Origin of the sequence: Phytohabitans houttuyneae (assembly GCF_011764425.1) — a bacterium.
In the GTDB taxonomy this organism is placed as follows: Bacteria; Actinomycetota; Actinomycetes; order Mycobacteriales; family Micromonosporaceae; genus Phytohabitans; species Phytohabitans houttuyneae.
Genome location: NZ_BLPF01000003.1, coordinates 1,283,854 through 1,300,609, shown reverse-complemented (window position 1 = coordinate 1,300,609; position 16,756 = coordinate 1,283,854). Strand labels below are relative to the sequence as shown.

13 protein-coding genes and 3 pseudogenes are annotated in these 16,756 nt (G+C 72.3%); 7 read left to right on the top strand and 9 right to left on the bottom strand.

Features of this window, described 5'->3' with window-relative positions; all coding sequences use genetic code 11:
* Positions 1-162: 162 nt before the first annotated feature.
* Both Phou_RS40875 and Phou_RS40870 read left to right on the top strand, forming a co-directional pair.
* A complete protein-coding gene (locus tag Phou_RS40875; protein WP_173068015.1) occupies positions 163-1,032 on the top strand; it encodes a PAC2 family protein in 870 nt (289 codons plus the stop codon).
* A gap of 157 nt (positions 1,033-1,189) precedes the next feature.
* Positions 1,190-1,981 (top strand): GntR family transcriptional regulator, encoded by a 792-nt coding sequence (locus tag Phou_RS40870; RefSeq protein ID WP_173068012.1) that lies wholly within the window; start codon positions 1,190-1,192, stop codon positions 1,979-1,981.
* Between the two features lie 113 nt (positions 1,982-2,094).
* Here the strand turns inward: Phou_RS40870 and mshC are convergent, their stop codons facing one another.
* Positions 2,095-3,339 carry a cysteine--1-D-myo-inosityl 2-amino-2-deoxy-alpha-D-glucopyranoside ligase gene (gene mshC / locus Phou_RS40865; RefSeq protein WP_173068009.1) on the bottom strand — a complete coding sequence of 415 codons (1,245 nt, stop codon included), beginning with the start codon at positions 3,337-3,339 and terminating at the stop codon, positions 2,095-2,097.
* Between the two features lie 735 nt (positions 3,340-4,074).
* On the opposite strand from mshC, the pseudogene Phou_RS53855 reads away from it, so the two are divergent.
* Positions 4,075-4,224: pseudogene (locus Phou_RS53855) on the top strand (IS256 family transposase); the annotation flags it as partial.
* 254 nt (positions 4,225-4,478) lie between these two features.
* On the opposite strand, the gene Phou_RS40860 reads toward Phou_RS53855, so the two are convergent.
* The 5 genes and pseudogenes from Phou_RS40860 to Phou_RS40840 all read right to left on the bottom strand — a co-directional run bounded on the left by Phou_RS40860 (position 4,479) and on the right by Phou_RS40840 (position 8,540).
* The gene (locus Phou_RS40860) at positions 4,479-5,297 is read right to left on the bottom strand and encodes an SCO1664 family protein (protein ID WP_173068006.1); all 819 of its coding nucleotides are present in this window, start codon (positions 5,295-5,297) and stop codon (positions 4,479-4,481) included.
* A gap of 12 nt (positions 5,298-5,309) precedes the next feature.
* Positions 5,310-5,899: pseudogene (locus Phou_RS40855) on the bottom strand (DUF3090 domain-containing protein).
* A gap of 43 nt (positions 5,900-5,942) precedes the next feature.
* Entirely contained in the window at positions 5,943-6,638 is a 696-nt protein-coding gene (locus Phou_RS40850; protein WP_173068003.1) for an MSMEG_4193 family putative phosphomutase, read from the bottom strand.
* A 20-nt stretch (positions 6,639-6,658) separates the two neighbouring features.
* On the bottom strand, positions 6,659-7,492 hold the full coding sequence (locus Phou_RS40845; RefSeq protein WP_173068000.1) for an undecaprenyl-diphosphate phosphatase: 834 nt from the start codon (positions 7,490-7,492) through the stop codon (positions 6,659-6,661).
* Positions 7,489-8,540: pseudogene (locus Phou_RS40840) on the bottom strand (LLM class F420-dependent oxidoreductase). Before Phou_RS40840 ends, Phou_RS40845 begins: the two are co-directional and overlap by 4 nt.
* Positions 8,541-8,635: 95 nt before the next feature.
* On the opposite strand from Phou_RS40840, the gene Phou_RS40835 reads away from it, so the two are divergent.
* Both Phou_RS40835 and Phou_RS40830 read left to right on the top strand, forming a co-directional pair.
* Entirely contained in the window at positions 8,636-9,616 is a 981-nt protein-coding gene (locus Phou_RS40835) for an aldo/keto reductase (protein WP_173067997.1), read from the top strand.
* A gap of 73 nt (positions 9,617-9,689) precedes the next feature.
* Positions 9,690-9,884 carry a DUF5703 family protein gene (locus Phou_RS40830; protein ID WP_173067994.1) on the top strand — a complete coding sequence of 65 codons (195 nt, stop codon included), beginning with the start codon at positions 9,690-9,692 and terminating at the stop codon, positions 9,882-9,884.
* A 143-nt stretch (positions 9,885-10,027) separates the two neighbouring features.
* Here the strand turns inward: Phou_RS40830 and Phou_RS40825 are convergent, their stop codons facing one another.
* The 3 genes from Phou_RS40825 to Phou_RS40815 form a co-directional block, all read right to left on the bottom strand.
* Positions 10,028-10,696: a hypothetical protein gene (locus Phou_RS40825; RefSeq protein WP_173067991.1), complete on the bottom strand. Its 669-nt coding sequence runs from the start codon at positions 10,694-10,696 to the stop codon at positions 10,028-10,030.
* 38 nt (positions 10,697-10,734) lie between these two features.
* Positions 10,735-12,039 (bottom strand): M20/M25/M40 family metallo-hydrolase, encoded by a 1,305-nt coding sequence (locus tag Phou_RS40820; RefSeq protein ID WP_173067988.1) that lies wholly within the window; start codon positions 12,037-12,039, stop codon positions 10,735-10,737.
* A 1,752-nt stretch (positions 12,040-13,791) separates the two neighbouring features.
* Complete coding sequence (locus Phou_RS40815) at positions 13,792-14,667, bottom strand: GDSL-type esterase/lipase family protein (RefSeq protein ID WP_246274305.1); 876 nt, start codon at positions 14,665-14,667, stop codon at positions 13,792-13,794.
* Between the two features lie 158 nt (positions 14,668-14,825).
* Between Phou_RS40815 and Phou_RS40810 the strand changes: the two genes are divergently transcribed.
* Together Phou_RS40810 and Phou_RS40805 are read left to right on the top strand one after the other, a co-directional pair.
* Positions 14,826-15,419 carry a hemerythrin domain-containing protein gene (locus Phou_RS40810; protein ID WP_173067985.1) on the top strand — a complete coding sequence of 198 codons (594 nt, stop codon included), beginning with the start codon at positions 14,826-14,828 and terminating at the stop codon, positions 15,417-15,419.
* Positions 15,420-15,520: 101 nt separating this feature from the next.
* Positions 15,521-16,507, top strand: coding sequence for a LysR family transcriptional regulator (locus Phou_RS40805; protein WP_173067981.1), 987 nt, complete (start codon positions 15,521-15,523; stop codon positions 16,505-16,507).
* Positions 16,508-16,756 lie beyond the last annotated feature (249 nt).

The window sequence follows — 16,756 nt, the reverse complement described above, 5'->3', positions numbered from 1 at the left end:
CGATGAGGATGCGGTCGGCGAGCGCGTCAAGCAGCGAGTTCGGCACGGTCCAAGGTTAGTGCCCCACACACCCCGCCCGTGCGGAGGTCGGTGCGGTGTCCGGCACGCCCGGTGGGCAACGCTGCCGGGTCAGGTCACGCGCAGGCACGTAGGCTGAGAGCTGTGACCGAGTTTGACGGCCTGCCGGTGCTGCGCTCCCCCGTGGCCATCGCCGCGTTCGAGGGGTGGAACGACGCCGCCGACGCGTCCACGGCGGCGGTCGAGCACCTGGAGCAGGTGTGGGAAGCCAAACAGATCGCCGCGCTGGACCCGGAGGACTTCTACGACTTCCAGGTCAGCCGCCCCACCATCACCATGGCTGACGGCGAGACCCGCCGCATCGAGTGGCCCACCACCCGCTTCATGGCGGCCACCCCGCCCGGCACCGAGCGCAGCGTCGTGCTCATCCGCGGCATCGAGCCGAGCATGCGGTGGCGCACGTTCTGCGAGCAGGTGCTCGAGCTGTGCCACAGCCTGGAGATCGAGCGGGTCGTGCTGCTGGGCGCGCTGCTGGCCGACGTGCCGTACACCCGGCCCCTGCCGATCAGCGGCAGCGCGTCCGACAAGGACGCCGCCGAGCGCTACCGCCTCACCCCCACCCGCTACGACGGCCCGACCGGCATCGTCGGGGTGCTGCAGGACGCCTGTACCCGCGCCGAGGTCGACGCCGTCTCCTTCTGGGTGCACGTGCCCCACTACGCCAACAACCCGCCCTGCCCCAAGGCCACCCAGGCGCTGCTGCACCGCGTCGAGGACGTCCTCGACCTGCCGGTGCCGATGGCCGACCTGGCCGAGGAGGCGGCCGAGTGGGAGCAGCGCGTGCGCGCCGCCGCCGAGCAGGACGCCGAGCTCGGCGAGTACGTGCGCGAGCTCGAGGAGCGCGTCGGCGACGCCGGCATCCAGCCCCTGACCGGCGACGAGATCGCCCAGGAGTTCGAAAAGTACCTGCGCCGCCGCGGCGGCTCCGCCGGCCCCACCGCCGGCTCCTGGTAAACCGCCCGTCTCCCCTCTCCCTGTTGATCAGGGAGTTGGTGGGCGTGTCCGTCGGCGTGTCCTCGCACGAAGTCCCTGATCGACCACCCGTCTCGTCGGCGCCGTGGGCGGCGTGTCGGTGGTGGGCGGCACACCGCCTAGGGCATCCTAGGAAACTATGAGTATCAACCCTGGGGCCGCCGAGTTTCCGCATCGGCAGATCGCCGCGCAGCTGCGCGAGCGGATCAGGCGCGGGGACTGGGCGCCCGGCGAGCGGCTGCCCAGCATCCCGGCGATCGCGGAGATGTTCGGGGTGGCCAAGCAGACCGTGCAGCGCACCGTCGACCAGCTCCGCGTCGAAGGGCTGCTCATCACCAAGCCCGGCTCCGGCACGTACGTCCGCGGCACCCGGCGCCGGCTCAACCGCCTCTCCCGCGGCCGCTACGGCGCGCACCGCGGCTACCACAGCGACCTCGCCGCCCGGTACCGCCAGCACCTGGCCGAGGTCGGCCGCGCGCCGGCGCCGCCCGAGGTGGCCGACGCGTTCGGGGTGCGCGACGGCACCGAGCTCGTGGTACGCCGCTACATCGTGCGCACCGAGGACGTGCCGGTCGAGGTCGGCGCCTCGTGGTTTCGGGTGGACGACGCGGGAGGCACCGGGCTGGAGCGGCGCGAGGCGTTCGGGCGGCCGCTCTACCAGGAGGCCGAGGAGGTGACCGGGCGGCGGTACGTGTCGGCCACCGACACGATCAGCGCCCGCCAGCCCAGCCGCGAGGAGGCCGAGATCCTGCAGATCCGGCCGGACACGCCGGTGCTGCACCTGCTGCACGTCGCGTTCGACGACGCCCACCGGCCGATCGAGGTGGCGCAGGCGACCTGGCCGGGGCCGATGACGACGCTGACGGAGGAGTACAAGATCCCCGCGCCCACGCCGGACCCCGACCCCGACCCGGGACTCGCGCTCGGCTAGGCCCTGTTTGAACAGATTTGTCGAGGCGGGCCTGCCGACTCGCCGGGATGTCCGCGCGGACCAAATGCCCCCGCGGCCGGCGACTCGGCAGGCCCGGCAAGAATTTCCAGGGCCTAGACCAGGCGCACGCCGAGCAGGGCGTCCACCGTGCGCGCCATCAGCGCCGGAGCCTCGCGGTCGTCGCCGGCGCCGGCCAGCGCGCGGTCCACCCACTCGTCGACAAGCGCCAGTGCCCCGGGAGTGTCAAGGTCGTCGCACACCCTGGCCCGTACCCCCGCAAGAAGGTCCGCCCCCGACGGCCCGGACCCGGCCGCGGCGGCCTCGCGCCACCTGGCCAGCCGCTGTTGTGCGGTCTTGAGCAGGTCGTCGGTCCACTGGCGGTCGACGCGGTAGTGGTCGGCCACCAGGGCCAGGCGCACCGCCATCGGGTCGATGCCGTCGGCGCGGAGGCGGGAGACGAAGACGAGGTTGCCCTCGGACTTCGACATCTTCTCCCCGTCGAGGCCGATCATGCCGGCGTGCACGTAGTGCCGCGCGAACGGCGCCGCACCCGTCAACGCCTCCGCGTGCGCCGCCGAACACTCGTGGTGCGGGAAAAGCAGGTCGTTGCCGCCGCCCTGCACGTCGATGGTGTCGCCGAGCAGGTCCAGCGCGATCGACGCGCACTCGATGTGCCACCCCGGCCGCCCCGGGCCGAAGCTGCCGCCCGCCCACGCCGGCTCGCCGTCGCGGGCGCCCCGCCACAGCAGCGGGTCGAGCGGGTCGCGCTTGCCGGCACGCTCGGGGTCGCCGCCGCGCTCGGCGAAGAAGGCGAGCATCTGCTCGCGGGACAGGTTGGACTCGTAGCCGAACGCGGGCGCCGCGGCCACGTCGAAGTACACGTCGCCGGTGCCGTCGTCGAGGCGGTACGCGGCGCCGCGGTCGACGAGCGCCGCCACCTTCTCCACGATCGCGGGGATCGACTCGACCGCGCCCACGTAGTGCTCCGGCGGGATCATCCGCAGCGACTCCATGTCCTCGCGGAACAGCGCCGTCTCGCGCATCGCCAGCACGACCCAGTCCTCCCCGTCGCGGGCGGCGCGCTCGAGCAGGGGGTCGTCGATGTCGGTGACGTTCTGGACGTAGGTCACCTCGTGCCCCGCGTCCCGCCACGCCCGCTGCACCAGGTCAAACGTGATCATCGTCGCCGCGTGGCCGAGGTGCGTCGCGTCATACGGTGTGATGCCGCACACGTAGATGGTCCGCGCGCCGGCCGGCCCGCCGCTGGGGTGAACGGCACGCCGCGCCGAGTCGAACAGCGCGAGCGGCTGGCCACTGCCCGGCAGCCGCGGCACCTCGTGGCCGGTCCAAGATTCCATGCCAGCCAGCCTATCCAGCGGCAGGGGCGGTCCCGCTGCGACGAACGTCTCGCCGACCCTAAACCGTCCGAACAGGCTGTCGTCGCTGACCGAGACGGGGTGGTCGCGGTCCGTGACTGTCGATCGGGCGCCGGTGGCGTGCGCTTCGAGATCTGACGATCTTTTCCGAGGGATTTGGGCTACCGCGATGTCCGCGGTGGTCCAGGCCGTTGCTCCCGCGGCCTCACCCTCCGCGGCGGGGGACCTGAACCCCTTATGCGCTAGGCCCGGTCCGCGAAGGCAAGGCACCAGGCCGAGCCTTGATCGCGCGGCTTGCCCGGGGCTGGGGTGCCGATCGTGACGATCAGGTGGCAGTGCAGGGACGCTCTCTCGCCACGGACGGCCCGGCCGTGCATCGATCAAGGACCCAGGCGGCGCCTCACCTAGGAACCGATCGAAGGAACAGATCGCCAGCATAAGTTGATCAAGGACTTCGGGGGCATCCTCTGGGCCAGCAGCGAGGGAGGCCGCACCACCGCCATCGCAGGACCCCGGACCACAATCCGGACCGCCGATGCCAGCCCACCCACCGCGGCTACGGCGGCCCGGAGACAGATTGCACCCGCTCGGCCCAGGCCCACGATCAGGGGGTGGGGTGCGGGGTTCCGGTTGTGAAGGAGCTGGGCGCACCCATGCGCCCAGCTCTGGATGCTCCCGTGGACGGGTGACCGTGTCGGCCGGTGCCGACGGGCCGTCGCGGCCCCGCTCCGCCTCGCCGGCGCAGTCCTGGTCGAAGCCCACGACGGATGGCCAACCGGCGACCGCCGCTACCTCTCTGAAGGCACCATGGCCCAACTCACCACCACCGCGCCCACCACCCCGACAGCCGAACTCATCGCCGCCTGAACTGACCGACCTGCAGAGCCTCGCCGCGGGCTGCTACACCACCTCGCGGGACGCGCCCCTTGGAATGGCACGGGTGGCCGGCGCCAGCCGGGTGGGGTGAGCTCGCGCGCCGCGGAGGGTGAGGCCGCGGGAGCAACGGTCCGGACCACCGCGGACATCGCGGCAGCTCTCATCTCGTTCGGTTTTCGACCCTCCCGAACCCGAAAGCGACACCGCCGCTCCGCGGGCGGAGACCAGGAGGACCGCGGCCGAGCCTAGATCGGGGGCCAGGGGACGGCGGGCCAGTCCTCGGACGGGCCGGGGAAGCGCCCACTCGCCAGCAGATCGGTGACCCGCCCCCGGGTCCGGACGATCTCGGCGGCCGTCAGGTGCACGGCCAGCTGCTCGCCCAGCGCGCTCTCCAGCGCGGGCACCAGCCGCTCCAGCACGTCGACAGCCTCGTCGGGCAGGCGCTCGCGGGTCCAGCCCCACAGGACGGTGCGGAGCTTGTCGTCGACGTTGAAGCTCACCCCGTGGTCGACGCCGAACACCTGGCCGCCCGCGCCGACCAGCACGTGGCCGCCCTTGCGGTCGCCGTTGTTGATGACCGCGTCGAAGACGGCCATCCGGGCCAGGCGGGGGTCGTCGGCGTGGGCCAGCGCGTACGCGTTGCCCTCGTCGTCGCGGGCCGACGCGATCCGGAACCAGCCGATCGGCAGCTCGAACGCGGGCACGAAGCCCACCACCGACTCGCCGTCCTCCGGCTCGTCGATCCACAGCTGGCACGCGCCGGGGCCGAGCGGGCCGTCGCGGAGCACGGTCGGCGGGACGAGGCGCCAGCCGGTGGCGCGGGAGACCAGGTAGGCGGAGACCTCGCGGCCGGCAAGGGTGCCGTCCGGGAAGTCCCAGAGGGGACGCTCGCCGCGCACCGGCTTGTACACGCAGCGGGCGGTCACCCCGTCCAGGGTGAGAAACCCCCGCAGCGTGGTGTTGGACGCGTCGACAAGCCGCCCCTCAAGCTCGAACTCGCCGTGCCGCAGCAGCCGGAGCGCGTCTCCCTCGTCGAGCACCGGCTGCACGTCGAGCCTGGTCATCGGCGGCGCTTCCTACCGGTGGTAGCCGTTGTGGCGGGGCAGAGGTGGCCACGGGGGTCGAGCGGCTGGCCGCACAGCGGGCAGGGCGGCCGCCCCGCGGCGAGCACGCGCCGCGCCCGGTCGATGAACGCCCGCGCGGCCGCCGGCGTCAGCCGCACCCGGAGCCGGTCGAGGTCGTCGTCGGGCTCCTCGTCCTCTTCGTCTTCGTCCTCCTCGGCGAGCTCCGCGTCGCCGCCGAGCTCCACCTCGACCTCCGCCTCACCAGCCGCGATCGCCTCGATGACCACGGTGGCGGTGTCGACGTCGTAGGCGAGCCCCAGCGTGCCCACCCGGAACTCCTCGTCCACCGGCGTGTCGAGCGGCTCGTTGTCGGACAGGGCCGCGGGCGCCTCGGGCAGCTCGGCGCCGAACCGGCGGTGCGCCTCGGCGAGCAGCTCCTCCAGCTTTTCGGCCAGCAACGACATCTGCACCTTCTCCAGCGCGACGCTGACCAGACGGCCACCCCCGCGAGCCTGGAGGAAGAACGTCCGCTCCCCCGGCGGACCCACGGTCCCGGCGACGAACCGCTCCGGCGGCTCGAATGCGTGCACCTGGTGGGTCATACCTAAGACCCTATCCGCACACCGGTCGCCGTGTGCAGTGCGTTCAGCCACCCGCCCGGCCGCCGACGGTCGCGTCGGAGTCGCCCGGCCGGGCCCGGCGCGGGCGCCGCCTTTTCGGGGGTACGAGGCCGGCCAGGTCGCCCCCGGTGTCGTTGAGGCGCAGCAGGAACGGCCGCGTCGGGGTGAAGCTGATCGCGGTCAGCGACGCCGGGTCGGCCACGATCCGCTGAAAAAGATCCAGGTGTACGCCGAGCGCGTCCGCCACGATCGCCTTGATCACGTCGCCGTGGCTGCACGCCAGCCATACCGCCTGCGGCCCGTGCTCGCCGGTGACCCGCGCGTCCCACCGCCGGACCGCCTCGACGGCCCGCGCCGCCATCGCCGCCATCGCCTCGCCGCCCGGGAAGACGGCCGCGCTGGGGTGCTGCTGCACCACCGGCCACAGTGGATCCTTGGCGAGCTTTTTGAGCGGCTGCCCCTCCCACTCCCCGTACCCGCACTCGGTCAGCCCCTCCTCCACCGCGACCGGCGCACCGGGCAGCGCGATGTCGAGCGTCTGCCGGCACCGGATCAGCGGGCTGGTGACGACGGCGGCCAGCGGCACCGCCCGCAGCCGCTCCCCGACGGCGGCGGCCTGCGCCCGGCCGGTCTCGTCGAGCTCGACGGGGCGGCGGCCGGCGAGCCCGCCGTCCGCGTTCGCCGTCGTGCGCCCGTGGCGCAGCAGCAGCACAGTAGCCACGGTTCCCCACCCTACGGCGGCTACGTCGCGGTGATGGTGCCCGCCGCGAGAAGGCACAGGACGAGGCTGCCGAGCGCGACCCGGTACAGGACGAACGCGTACAGGGTGTGGTGCGCGACGAAGCGCAGGAGCCAGGCGATCGACGCGTACCCCAGCGCGAACGCGATCACCGTCGCCACCACCATCTGGGGGACCGACGGGGTGAGGCCCTCACCGCTTTTGTCGAACACGTCCGGTATGGAGAAGATGCCGGACATCACGACGGCCGGGATGGCGAGCAGGAACGAGTAGCGGGTGGCGGTCTCCCGGGTCAGGTTGAGCAGCAGGCCGGCCGTGACGACGCCGCCCGAGCGGGACACGCCCGGCACCAGCGCCATCGCCTGCGCGAAGCCCATCACGATGCCGTCCTTCATCGTGAACTGCTCGATCGTGCGGACCTTGCGCCCCCAGTACTCGGCGAACGCGAGGATCAGCGCGAACACGATGAGGGTGGTGGAGACCAGGTACAGGTTGCGGGCCGCGGAGCGGATCTGGTCCTTGAAGAGGAAGCCGAGCACGCCGATCGGGATCGAGCCGATGATCACGTACCAGGCCATGCGGTAGTCCAGCGTGGACCGCACGGACCGGTCCCACAGCCCCACGATCCACGTCTTCGCCAGCCGGTAGATGTCCTTGGCGAAGTAGATCAGGACGGCCGCCTCGGTGCCGAGCTGGGTGACCGCGGTGAACGACGCGCCCGCGTCATCCTTGAAGAAGATCGCCGACGTGATCCGCAGGTGGGCCGACGAGCTGATCGGCAGGAACTCGGTCAGCCCCTGCACGATCCCGAGGACGATCGCCTCGACCCACGTCACTCGCCCACCCCCGACAGTTCGAGCGCTTCGGCGACGGTGCGGAGGGTGGCGATGCCGGTCTCGGCGTCGCCGGCGAAGACGGACACGGACAGCGTGGTCACGCCGGCCTCCGCGTACGCCACGAGCTTGTCCGCGATCCGCTCCTTGGGCCCGAGCAGCGAGGTGCGGTCCATGAACTCCAGCGGCACCGCGGCCGCCGCGTCCCGGTGGCGCTTGTCCAGGTACAGGTCCTGCACCTCGCGCGCCTGCGCCTCGTACCCCATGCGGACGGCGAGCTGGTTGTAGAAGTTGGTCTTCCGGCTGCCCATGCCGCCGATGTAGAGGGCGGCGTACCAGCGGACCAGCTCGGCGCAGGAGGCGTAGTCGTCGCCGACGACCGCGGGCACGCTGGGCACCACGTCGAAGCCCTTGAGGTCCAGGCCCGCCTTCGCCCGCCCGGCCGCGATCGCGGCGAGCTGGTCGGCGGCCGCGTCCGGGGCGAAGAAGACCGCCAGCCACCCGTCGGCGATCTCACCGGCCAGCTCGAGGTTTTTCGGACCGACCGCGGCCAGGTAGATCGGGATGTGCGAGCGCGGCGGGTGGAAGCCGAGCTTGAGCGCCTTGCCCGGCCCGTCCGGCAACGGCAGCGTGTAGTGCGCGCCGTCGTAGGAGACGGTCTGCCGGGCGATCGCCATCTTGACGATCTCCACGTACTCCCGGGTGCGCTCCAGCGGCTTGCCGAAGCGCACACCGTGCCACCCTCCGACACCTGCGGCCCGGACACGCCGAGGCCGAGGCGGAAGCGGCCGCCGGAGAGCGAGTCGATCGTGGCCGCGGTCATCGCGGTCGTGGCCGGCGTACGCGCCGGGATCTGCATGACCCCGCTGCCCACGTCGATGGTGGAGGTCTGCCCGGCGATCCAGGCCAGGGTGCTGGGCGAGTCCGACCCGTACGCCTCGGCCGCCCACACGACCGAGTACCCCAAGCCCTCGGCGGCCTGCGCCATCGCCAGGTGATCGGCGGGCGTCGTCCACGCCGTCTGGTACCCCAGAGTCAGTCCTAACCGCATTTCTCCCCCACACCACCCGGCACGTCGAGTCGCACCAGGTTACGCAATCAGCCCGCGCCTCTGGACAGGGACACGGGACTGAATAAGGTTCACCCATGCAGCAGCGACCGCTCGGGCGCAGCGGGCTGGCGGTATCCCGGCTCGCGCTCGGCACCATGACGTGGGGCCGGGACACCGACGCCGACGACGCGGCCGCGCAGCTCAAGAGCTTCCTCGACGCCGGGGGCAACCTCGTCGACACCGCCGACGTGTACGTCGACGGAGAGGCCGAGTCGGTCATCGGCGAGCTGCTCGGCTCGCTGGTCGCCCGCGACGACCTGGTCATCGCCACCAAGGCCGGCCTGCGGCCGGGCGCCGCCCGCCGCCGCGACGGCTCCCGCTCGCACCTGCTGGGCAGCCTCGACGCCTCCCTGCGCCGGCTCGGCACCGACCACGTCGACCTGTGGCAGGTGCACGGGTACGACACCGACACGCCCCTCGAAGAGACGCTCACCGCCCTCGACCACGCCGTCGCCAGCGGCCGCGTGCGGTACGTGGGCGTGTCCAACTTCTCCGCCTGGCAGACAGCCCGCGCCGCGACGTGGCAGTCCGCCTTTCCCGGGCGGGCGCCGATCGTGGCCACCCAGATGGAGTACTCGCTGCTGGAGCGCGGCGTCGAGCGCGAGGTCGCCCCGGCGGCCGCCGCCCTCGGGCTGGGGCTGCTGCCCTGGTCGCCGCTAGGCCGCGGGGTGCTGACCGGCAAGTACCGGCACGGGCGCCCCGCCGACTCGCGGGCGGCCTCGCCGCACTTCGAGCCGTTCGTCGCGCCGTACCTGGAGCCGCGCTGCTCCAGCATCGTCGAGGCGGTGGTCACGGCCGCGGGCGGGCTCGGCGTGTCGCCGCTGGAGGTGGCGCTGGCCTGGGTCCGCGACCGGCCCGGCGTGGTCGCGCCCATCCTCGGCGCCCGCACCGTCGGCCAGCTGCTCGGCGCGCTCGCGGTCGAGGAGATGGAGCTGCCCGCCGAGATCACCCAGGCGCTGGACGACGTGTCCGCGATCCCGGTCGGCTACCCGGAGCGGGACGGCAGCTCGTACTGACCGGCGCGGATCGCCTCGGATCGGTAGGAAAGATGCCTAGCGGTACACCATCCGCGTGTGCAGGATGGGTCGCATGGACTACGAGTACGCGCCGCTGCGGTTACCACCGAATGTCGATCGGCTCACCGCCGCGGCGCAGCTGGCGATTCAGGCCGAGTTTTCCGGTTGGGAGCTCGCCCGCGTGCGGCTTTTCCGCGACGGCACCCGACAGGTGGTGCTCCGCCGCCGGCGGATGGCGAGTGAGCTCCAACCCGGACTTTCGTACTGATTCTTCACAAGCACGGCGCCGGGCTCGTGGAGCGGGCCAGGCCAGCTCAGCCTGCCGCCCCGCGCCAGCCCAGGGCCCCGGCGCCGGCACCTGACCGCGCAGGGGTGACCCCGCGGCGGCCGGGCGCCGGCGGCGCACAGTGGCTACGACGTGTGCTCGACCTCGTCGTCCAGCGGCATGAACGGGTGCTCGTCCAGCCGCCCCACCAGACGGTCGTCCGCGGCGGGGGCGAACGGGCCGGCCGCGTCCTCCTCGCCGAACGCCTCGAGGTCCAGCGGTGCGGTCACCTCGGAGACCATCACCACGCCGTCGAGGGGCTCCAGCTCGGGGATGTCCAGCGCGCCGAGCGAGCCGTCGCCGGCCTGCAGCAGCTCCAGCACCGCCTCGCCGACGCTCTCGACCGGCTCGGCCTCCTCCTCGTCCTCGGGCAGGCCGGAACGGCGGGCCGCCTCGGCCACCCGCACCAGCGCGGCCACGCTGGGCACGCGGTAGTCGCGGCGCTGCCGCACCGAGATGACGTGCGGGTGCGCGTCTTCGGGCTCGTTGCCGTCGACGCCGCCCAGGCCCACGCCGAACCGCTCGTCGGCCTCGTCCGGGTCGATCGACTCGACATCCCAGGGTGTGACCTCGCCGAACGCGTCGAGCAGCAGCTCGTCGTACTCGTACGAGGCGTTGTTCAGCGTGACGTACGCCTGCCAGACGTCGTCGTCATCGATGCGGCCTTCGGCTGCCTTGACGGCGGCGAGGTGGCCGCGCGCGGCTTCGATCACCCGCTCGAGAGCGGCGTCCAGCTCCGCGTGCTGGTCGGTCATGGTGAGGAGGGTCCCTTCAGCGGGTCAGACACAGTGGATCAGGAGTTGCGCAGAAATCGGTCGAGTACACGCACGCCGAACTGTAGTCCCTCGACCGGCACCCGCTCGTCAATGCCATGGAACAGCGCGGAAAAGTTCAGGTCGGGTGGCAGCTGTAGTGGTGCGAACCCGAAGCAGCGGATGCCCAGCCGCTGGAAGGCCTTGGCGTCGGTGCCGCCGGAGAGCATGTACGGCACCGGCCGCGCGCCCGGGTCCTCGGCCCGCAGCGCGGCCGCCATCGCGTCCACCAGCGCGCCGTCGAACGTGGTCTCGATCGCCGGCTGCCGCTGCACGTGCTCGATCTCCACGTCGGGGCCGATCACCTCGCGCAGCTGCTCCAGGAAGAGGTCGGCCTGGCCGGGCAGGGTGCGGCAGTCGATGGTGGCCGACGCGCGCCCGGGGATGACGTTGTCCTTGTACCCGGCCTCGAGGCGGGTCGGGTTGGCGGTGTTGCGGAGCGTCGCGCCGATCATGTTGGCGATCGGGCCGAGCTTGCCGATCGCCAACTCCGGGTCGTCGGGGTCCAGCTCGATGCCGAGCGCGTCCGACAGCTCGGCGAGAAACGCCCGTACCGTCGGCGTCACCACCAGCGGAAAGCGGTGCCGCCCGACGCGCGCGACCGCCTCGGCGAGCGCGGTGACCGCGTTGTCGTCGTGGACCATCGAGCCGTGCCCGGGGCGCCCGCGGGCGTGCAGGCGCAGCCAGTTGATCCCCTTCTCGGCGGTCTCCACCAGGTAGAGGCGCAGGTCCTTGGTCACCGTGTACGAGAAGCCGCCCACCTCGCCGATCGCCTCGGTGCAGCCGTCGAGCAGGTCACGGTGCTTGTCGACGAGGAAGTGCGCGCCGTACTCGCCGCCGGCCTCCTCGTCCGCCGTGAACGCGAGCACGATGTCCCGCGGCGGCCGCACCCCGGTGCGCGCCCAGTCCCGCGCGACGGCCAGGACCATCGCGTCGAAGTCCTTCATGTCGATCGCGCCGCGCCCCCACAGGAAGCCGTCGCGGATCTCACCCCCGAACGGGTGCACCGTCCACTCGTCCGCCTGCGCCGGCACGACGTCGAGGTGCCCATGGACCAGCAACGCGTCGCGCCCGGGGTCCGTACCCTCGATGCGGGCCACGACGCTGGCCCGCCCGGGCGCCGACTCGTGGATCGTCGAGGCGATGCCCACCTCGTCCAGCTTCGCCGCCACATACTCGGCGGCGGCCCGCTCGCCCGCACTGGTGGCGTTGTCGCCGGTGTTCGTCGTATCGATGCGCAGAAGGTCGCGGCAGATGTCGACGACCTCGTCGACCGGTGTGCTCATCCGCCTTTCTTACCAGCCCCCGCCCGCGCGGCCCCACGCCGACACCACCCCCACACCCCCAAGATCCAATTTCCGGGCTACCGCGACGCCCGCGGTGGTCCGGACCGTAGCTCCCGCGGCCTCACCCTCCGCCGTGGCCAAGCCCGCCGGCTCGGCGGGCTGACCCCGGTCACCGGTCGCCTGCACGCTGCTGCACGTGTAGTGGCTGGTCCGCTGTTGCCCTTGATCGGCGGATTGCTTGCCGTGCGACAGCCTCCCGTGTCCTCCCCGCTCACGGTGTTCACGCCGCAGTGCCCAGCTTTACGGGGTAAGGCATTGACCAGGCAAGATCCACCCGTCTGATCGTCCCCTACCCGTGCCTCTGCAGATCTTTCGAGGCGGGAGCGCGCGAGTCCACCCGCAGTCCGGCACCGCCGTCGCGGTCGGTGACCGTCGATCAGGTGCAGGCGGCGTGAGATTCGAAATCTTGGTGAGTTAGCACGTTATTTCGGCGCAAACTTGCCAAGATTCGCCGGAGCGGCTCTTAGATTGTGCCGGGCGACCACGGAGGGTGAGGCGGCAACCGCGAGAGGACTCCAGACGACGAACTCCGAAGGTCGAACTGCCCTGCTGGGCCACCAACGTCCACGATCCGCCGGCACGCCCGCCCTCGCCCGCCGATCAAAAGGACACCCGCGCCACAAGCCGTCGGCGATGCACGGACCGCTGCCCCACGGTCGCCGCCGCCGGTCTGGACCGTCGCTCCCGCATCACACCCTCCGCCGTGGCCAAGCCCGAGTCACGGGGCCGCCCGCCCGCATCACCGCTGACCCGTCCCGACCACCCGCTGCCGGCTGCCCTCCGTGGTTTCTCTTGATCGGCGGCCCGCGTCGAGATCTTGGACGGCGACTGCCCCTCCAGAGGCTGTTGAGTCCCTCCAGAGGCCACAAACGTCCACGATCCGCCCGGCACGCCCCGCCCTCGCCCGCCGATCAAGGACTCCCGCGTCGCGATGCCACATCGCCGGCACGGCAGGACGCCAGCCGGCACGCCCGCCCTCGACGCCGATCGAGGACTCTGCGTCGCAACTGCCACACCGCCGGCCCGCCGGCACGCCGGCACGCCAGGACGCCAGGACGCCAGGACGCCAGGACGCCAGGACGCCAGGACGCCAGGACGAATGGAACACCCCCATCCCCGCGCGCTCAAGCGCCGCTGGTCCGGGCTGTCACTCACGCAGCCGCCTCGACCCTGCGCCGTGGCCAAAGCCCAGGCACCCGCCGAGCGACCCCGCTCTCCACCGCCGACGACCCGTCGCGGCCGCCGGCCACCGCTGCCAGCTGACCGCTGGGGTTCCTCGATCGGCGGCTGCGGGTGGAGATCTTGGACGGTGACTGCCTGTGCGAGGACTGCCTGTGCGGGGACAGCGAACGTCCACGATCCGCCCCTCACGCGCCGGCCCCGACGCCGATCATGGGACTATCGGCGACGCGCGAAGCATCAACGCTGCCGCGTGACGGCGGGCGCGAGCGAAAGCGGTTCGCGGCATAATCCCGGGCTTGTTGTCTCGCGGGGCTTTTGAAACAGCAAAGCCGGGATGTCGCCACGCGGGAGCGGCGTGGGCTTGTCGCGCGGGCCTGGCAGCGGAGGTCGGGGAACTCGGCGAGCGTCAAGCTCGCCGCCGACCTCCGCGGTGCCCGCGGGAGCATGCGGTCCGCAGCTGGCGCGGACCGGGGCATATGCGCCAGGTCTTTTGGGGTGCGGAGACGGTGCCTAGTGGGCGGCGGCCGGGGTCCAGGCGAAGCCGGCTGCGTAGCTGACCGAGGCGAGCACGGTCTGGCCGTCGGTGTCCGGGTGGAAGTAGTCCCACGTGCTCACCTGGGACAGGACGAACCGGTAGTTGAAGATGGCGCCGCCGTCGTACTTGCACAGCGGGCCGTACGCCGCGCACGCGGCCGCCAGCTGGGCGTTGTAGTCGATGACGCGCTGCCGCACGCGGTCGCGGCGGGCCACGTCGGCGGCGGCGGTGGAGGTGGGGTTGGCGAGCATCGACTGGCAGATGCCGAACAGCGACCAGGCGCTGCGGGCCAGGAAGTTGCCCCGGCCGACCTCCCACAGCCGCTTGATGTCCGGGATGCTCATGATGAGCACGCGGGCGCCGGGGCGGCCGGCCTTGAGTCGGGCGAGGGCGGTGTCGATGTGCCCGCGGTACGTGGCGACCGACGTCATCCCCGCCTCGGAGCCGGCGCAGGCGTCGTTGGCGCCGATCAGCACGGTCACGTAGTCGACCTCCTGGCTGACCGCGAGGCTGATCTGGGCGGGCAGGTCGGAGGCGGTGGCGCCGGTCTCGGCGTCGTTGTGGTTGCGGCCGCTGATGACCGGGTTGGCCGCCAGGATGCGCCGGTAGTGGCTGTTGACGCCGGCCTCGGTGCCGGTGCTGAACGAGCGCGACGTGCAGTCGACGTAGAAGCCGCAGGCGTTGAAGCCGCGGGTGATGGAGTCGCCGGTGCTCGCCATCGCCGACGGGTACGGGTCGGCGGCGGCAGCCGGCGCGGCGACGAACAGCGTGGCGGCGAGGGTGGCCGCCAGCGCCGCCGCGAGCGCGGGCAGTGGACGGAATCTGGGCAGCATGCGACGCGGGAGTGACATGGGTGAGCCTCCGGGACGCGGGGTGGCCAAGTTGCACGGGGTGAGCAGACGGTAATCTGTGAGTTACATCGGTGGCAATGGTTAAGCGGCGTGTCCTAACAAAAGCCCCACAAGTCAGGCGAGTTTCCGCGTGCGGCGCCCCGGGTACCACTCCAGCCGTGACGCTCGGCCTTCCACCACTGCCCCCGACGCCGGGTACGACCGCCGGCCGGCCCGCCACCGACGTGCTCGCCGACGAGCACCGCCAGCTCGCCGCGCTCTGCGCCGCGCTGGGCGAGCCGGACCTGCCGCCCCGCCGCCGGCGCGACCTCGCCGACGTGCTCACCGCGACCGCCAGCCGGCACCTGTCCGCCGAGGCGCAGTACCTCTACCCGGCGGTGCGCGCCGCGGTGCCCGGCGGTGACGCCCTCGCCGACCGGGAGGTCGCCGCGACGCGGGAGCTGCTCGCGGCGCTGCGCGACGGGGAGGGTGGCGAGGAGCGGCTGCGCCGCCACGCCTACGCCACCGCGGACCTGCTCGACCGGCTCGCGGCCGTGGCGTCCGAAGAGGACCTCGTGCGGCTCGGCAACCGGATCGAGACCGCCGAGGAGGCCGCCCCCACGCGGCCGCATCCGGGCGCGCCGGCCGCCACGCCGTGGAACAAGCTCACCGAACCCGCGATCGGGCTCGTGGACCGGCTGCGGGACGCGGTGACGGGCCGCCCGACAAGGCAGGAAACGCTTGCCCGCCGGTACACCAGTCGGCTTTTTTGATCTTCCCGTTAACCATTCGGTTACAGTCCACCTGGCGTTTGGGTGAGCTTTCACAAGCCGAAGGTCTTCCGAGGATCCCACGTTGGTCCTACCGTCACGCTATGAACCTGGAGTTGCGGCACCTCAAGGTGGTCGTCGCGATCGCGGAGACAGGCAGCGTTACGAAGGCTGCCTCGCAGCTGGGGCTGGCACAACCGGCACTCACGGCACAGCTCCAGCGCATTGAACGCACCCTCGGCGGCCCGCTCTTCGAGCGCGACCGGCGTGGTGCGCGCCCGACGGCCCTCGGCGAGCTCGTGCTGGCCCGGGCCCGGGTGTTGCTGCCGGCGATGAAAGGGCTGCAGGACGAGGCGGCCCGGCTCGCCGGCACGGGGGACGTGATGACCCGCTACCGGGTCGGCGGGGCCAACAGCCCGATCGTCGGCGGCCTGGTGCACCGGCTGGCGGCGGCGCAGCCGGAGGCGCAGATCAGCACCTACGCCTCCTGGTACGCGGACGAGCTGGCCCAGATGGTGCTCGGCGGGCGGCTCGACTACGTACTCGTGGGGGTCTGCGGCGACGCCGCGCCCTCGGCGGCACACGGCCTGGCCTGGCGCGTGGTCTCGGTGGACGCGGTGTTCGTCATGCTGCCCACCGCGCACCCGCTCGCCACCTGCGACGAGGTCGACCTGGCCGACCTGTCGGAGGCCCAGTGGGTGGCCGCGCCCGGCGACGGATGCTTCGGCGACTGTTTCGCCGCGGCGTGCGCGCGCTCCGGGTTCACGCCCCGCAAGGTGTACGAGACGGACATCCGCGGGTGCATCGACATGGTCGAGTCGGGTGAGGCGGTGGCGCTGTGCCAGGCCACGTTCCGCCCGGTCAGCGGCCTCGTGATCCGACCGCTCGCCAGCGCTCCCCTGCGCTGGCGGCTGCTGCTGGGCTGGCACCCCGAGGCCCTGGCGGCCAAGTTCGCCGACGACGTGCTCGGCCACGCGGTCGCCGCGTACGAGGACATGGTCGGCCGCAACCCCCTCTACCAGAGCTGGCTCGACAACAATCCCCGTTCGGCGCCCAGCAGGTCGCCCCCACCTGACCTCCCCGGTATCTGACCTCCCCCGGTATCTGACCTCCCGGACCACAACCCGGCCTCCTGCGAGAGCGGAGGGTACGGCGCGGTATTACCCACCTGGTATCTGCCGAGATCTATTAAACGGCCGTTAGGGTCCCGCCGTAACACCTCCTCTACCCCCAGGAGTGCCTCCGATGAAACGAAGACTCGCCATGCTGGCGGCCGCGGTGCTGCTGCCCGTGGGCGCCGTCGCGCTGCCGGCCGCCCCGCGTCGGCCGCACCCGGCCCC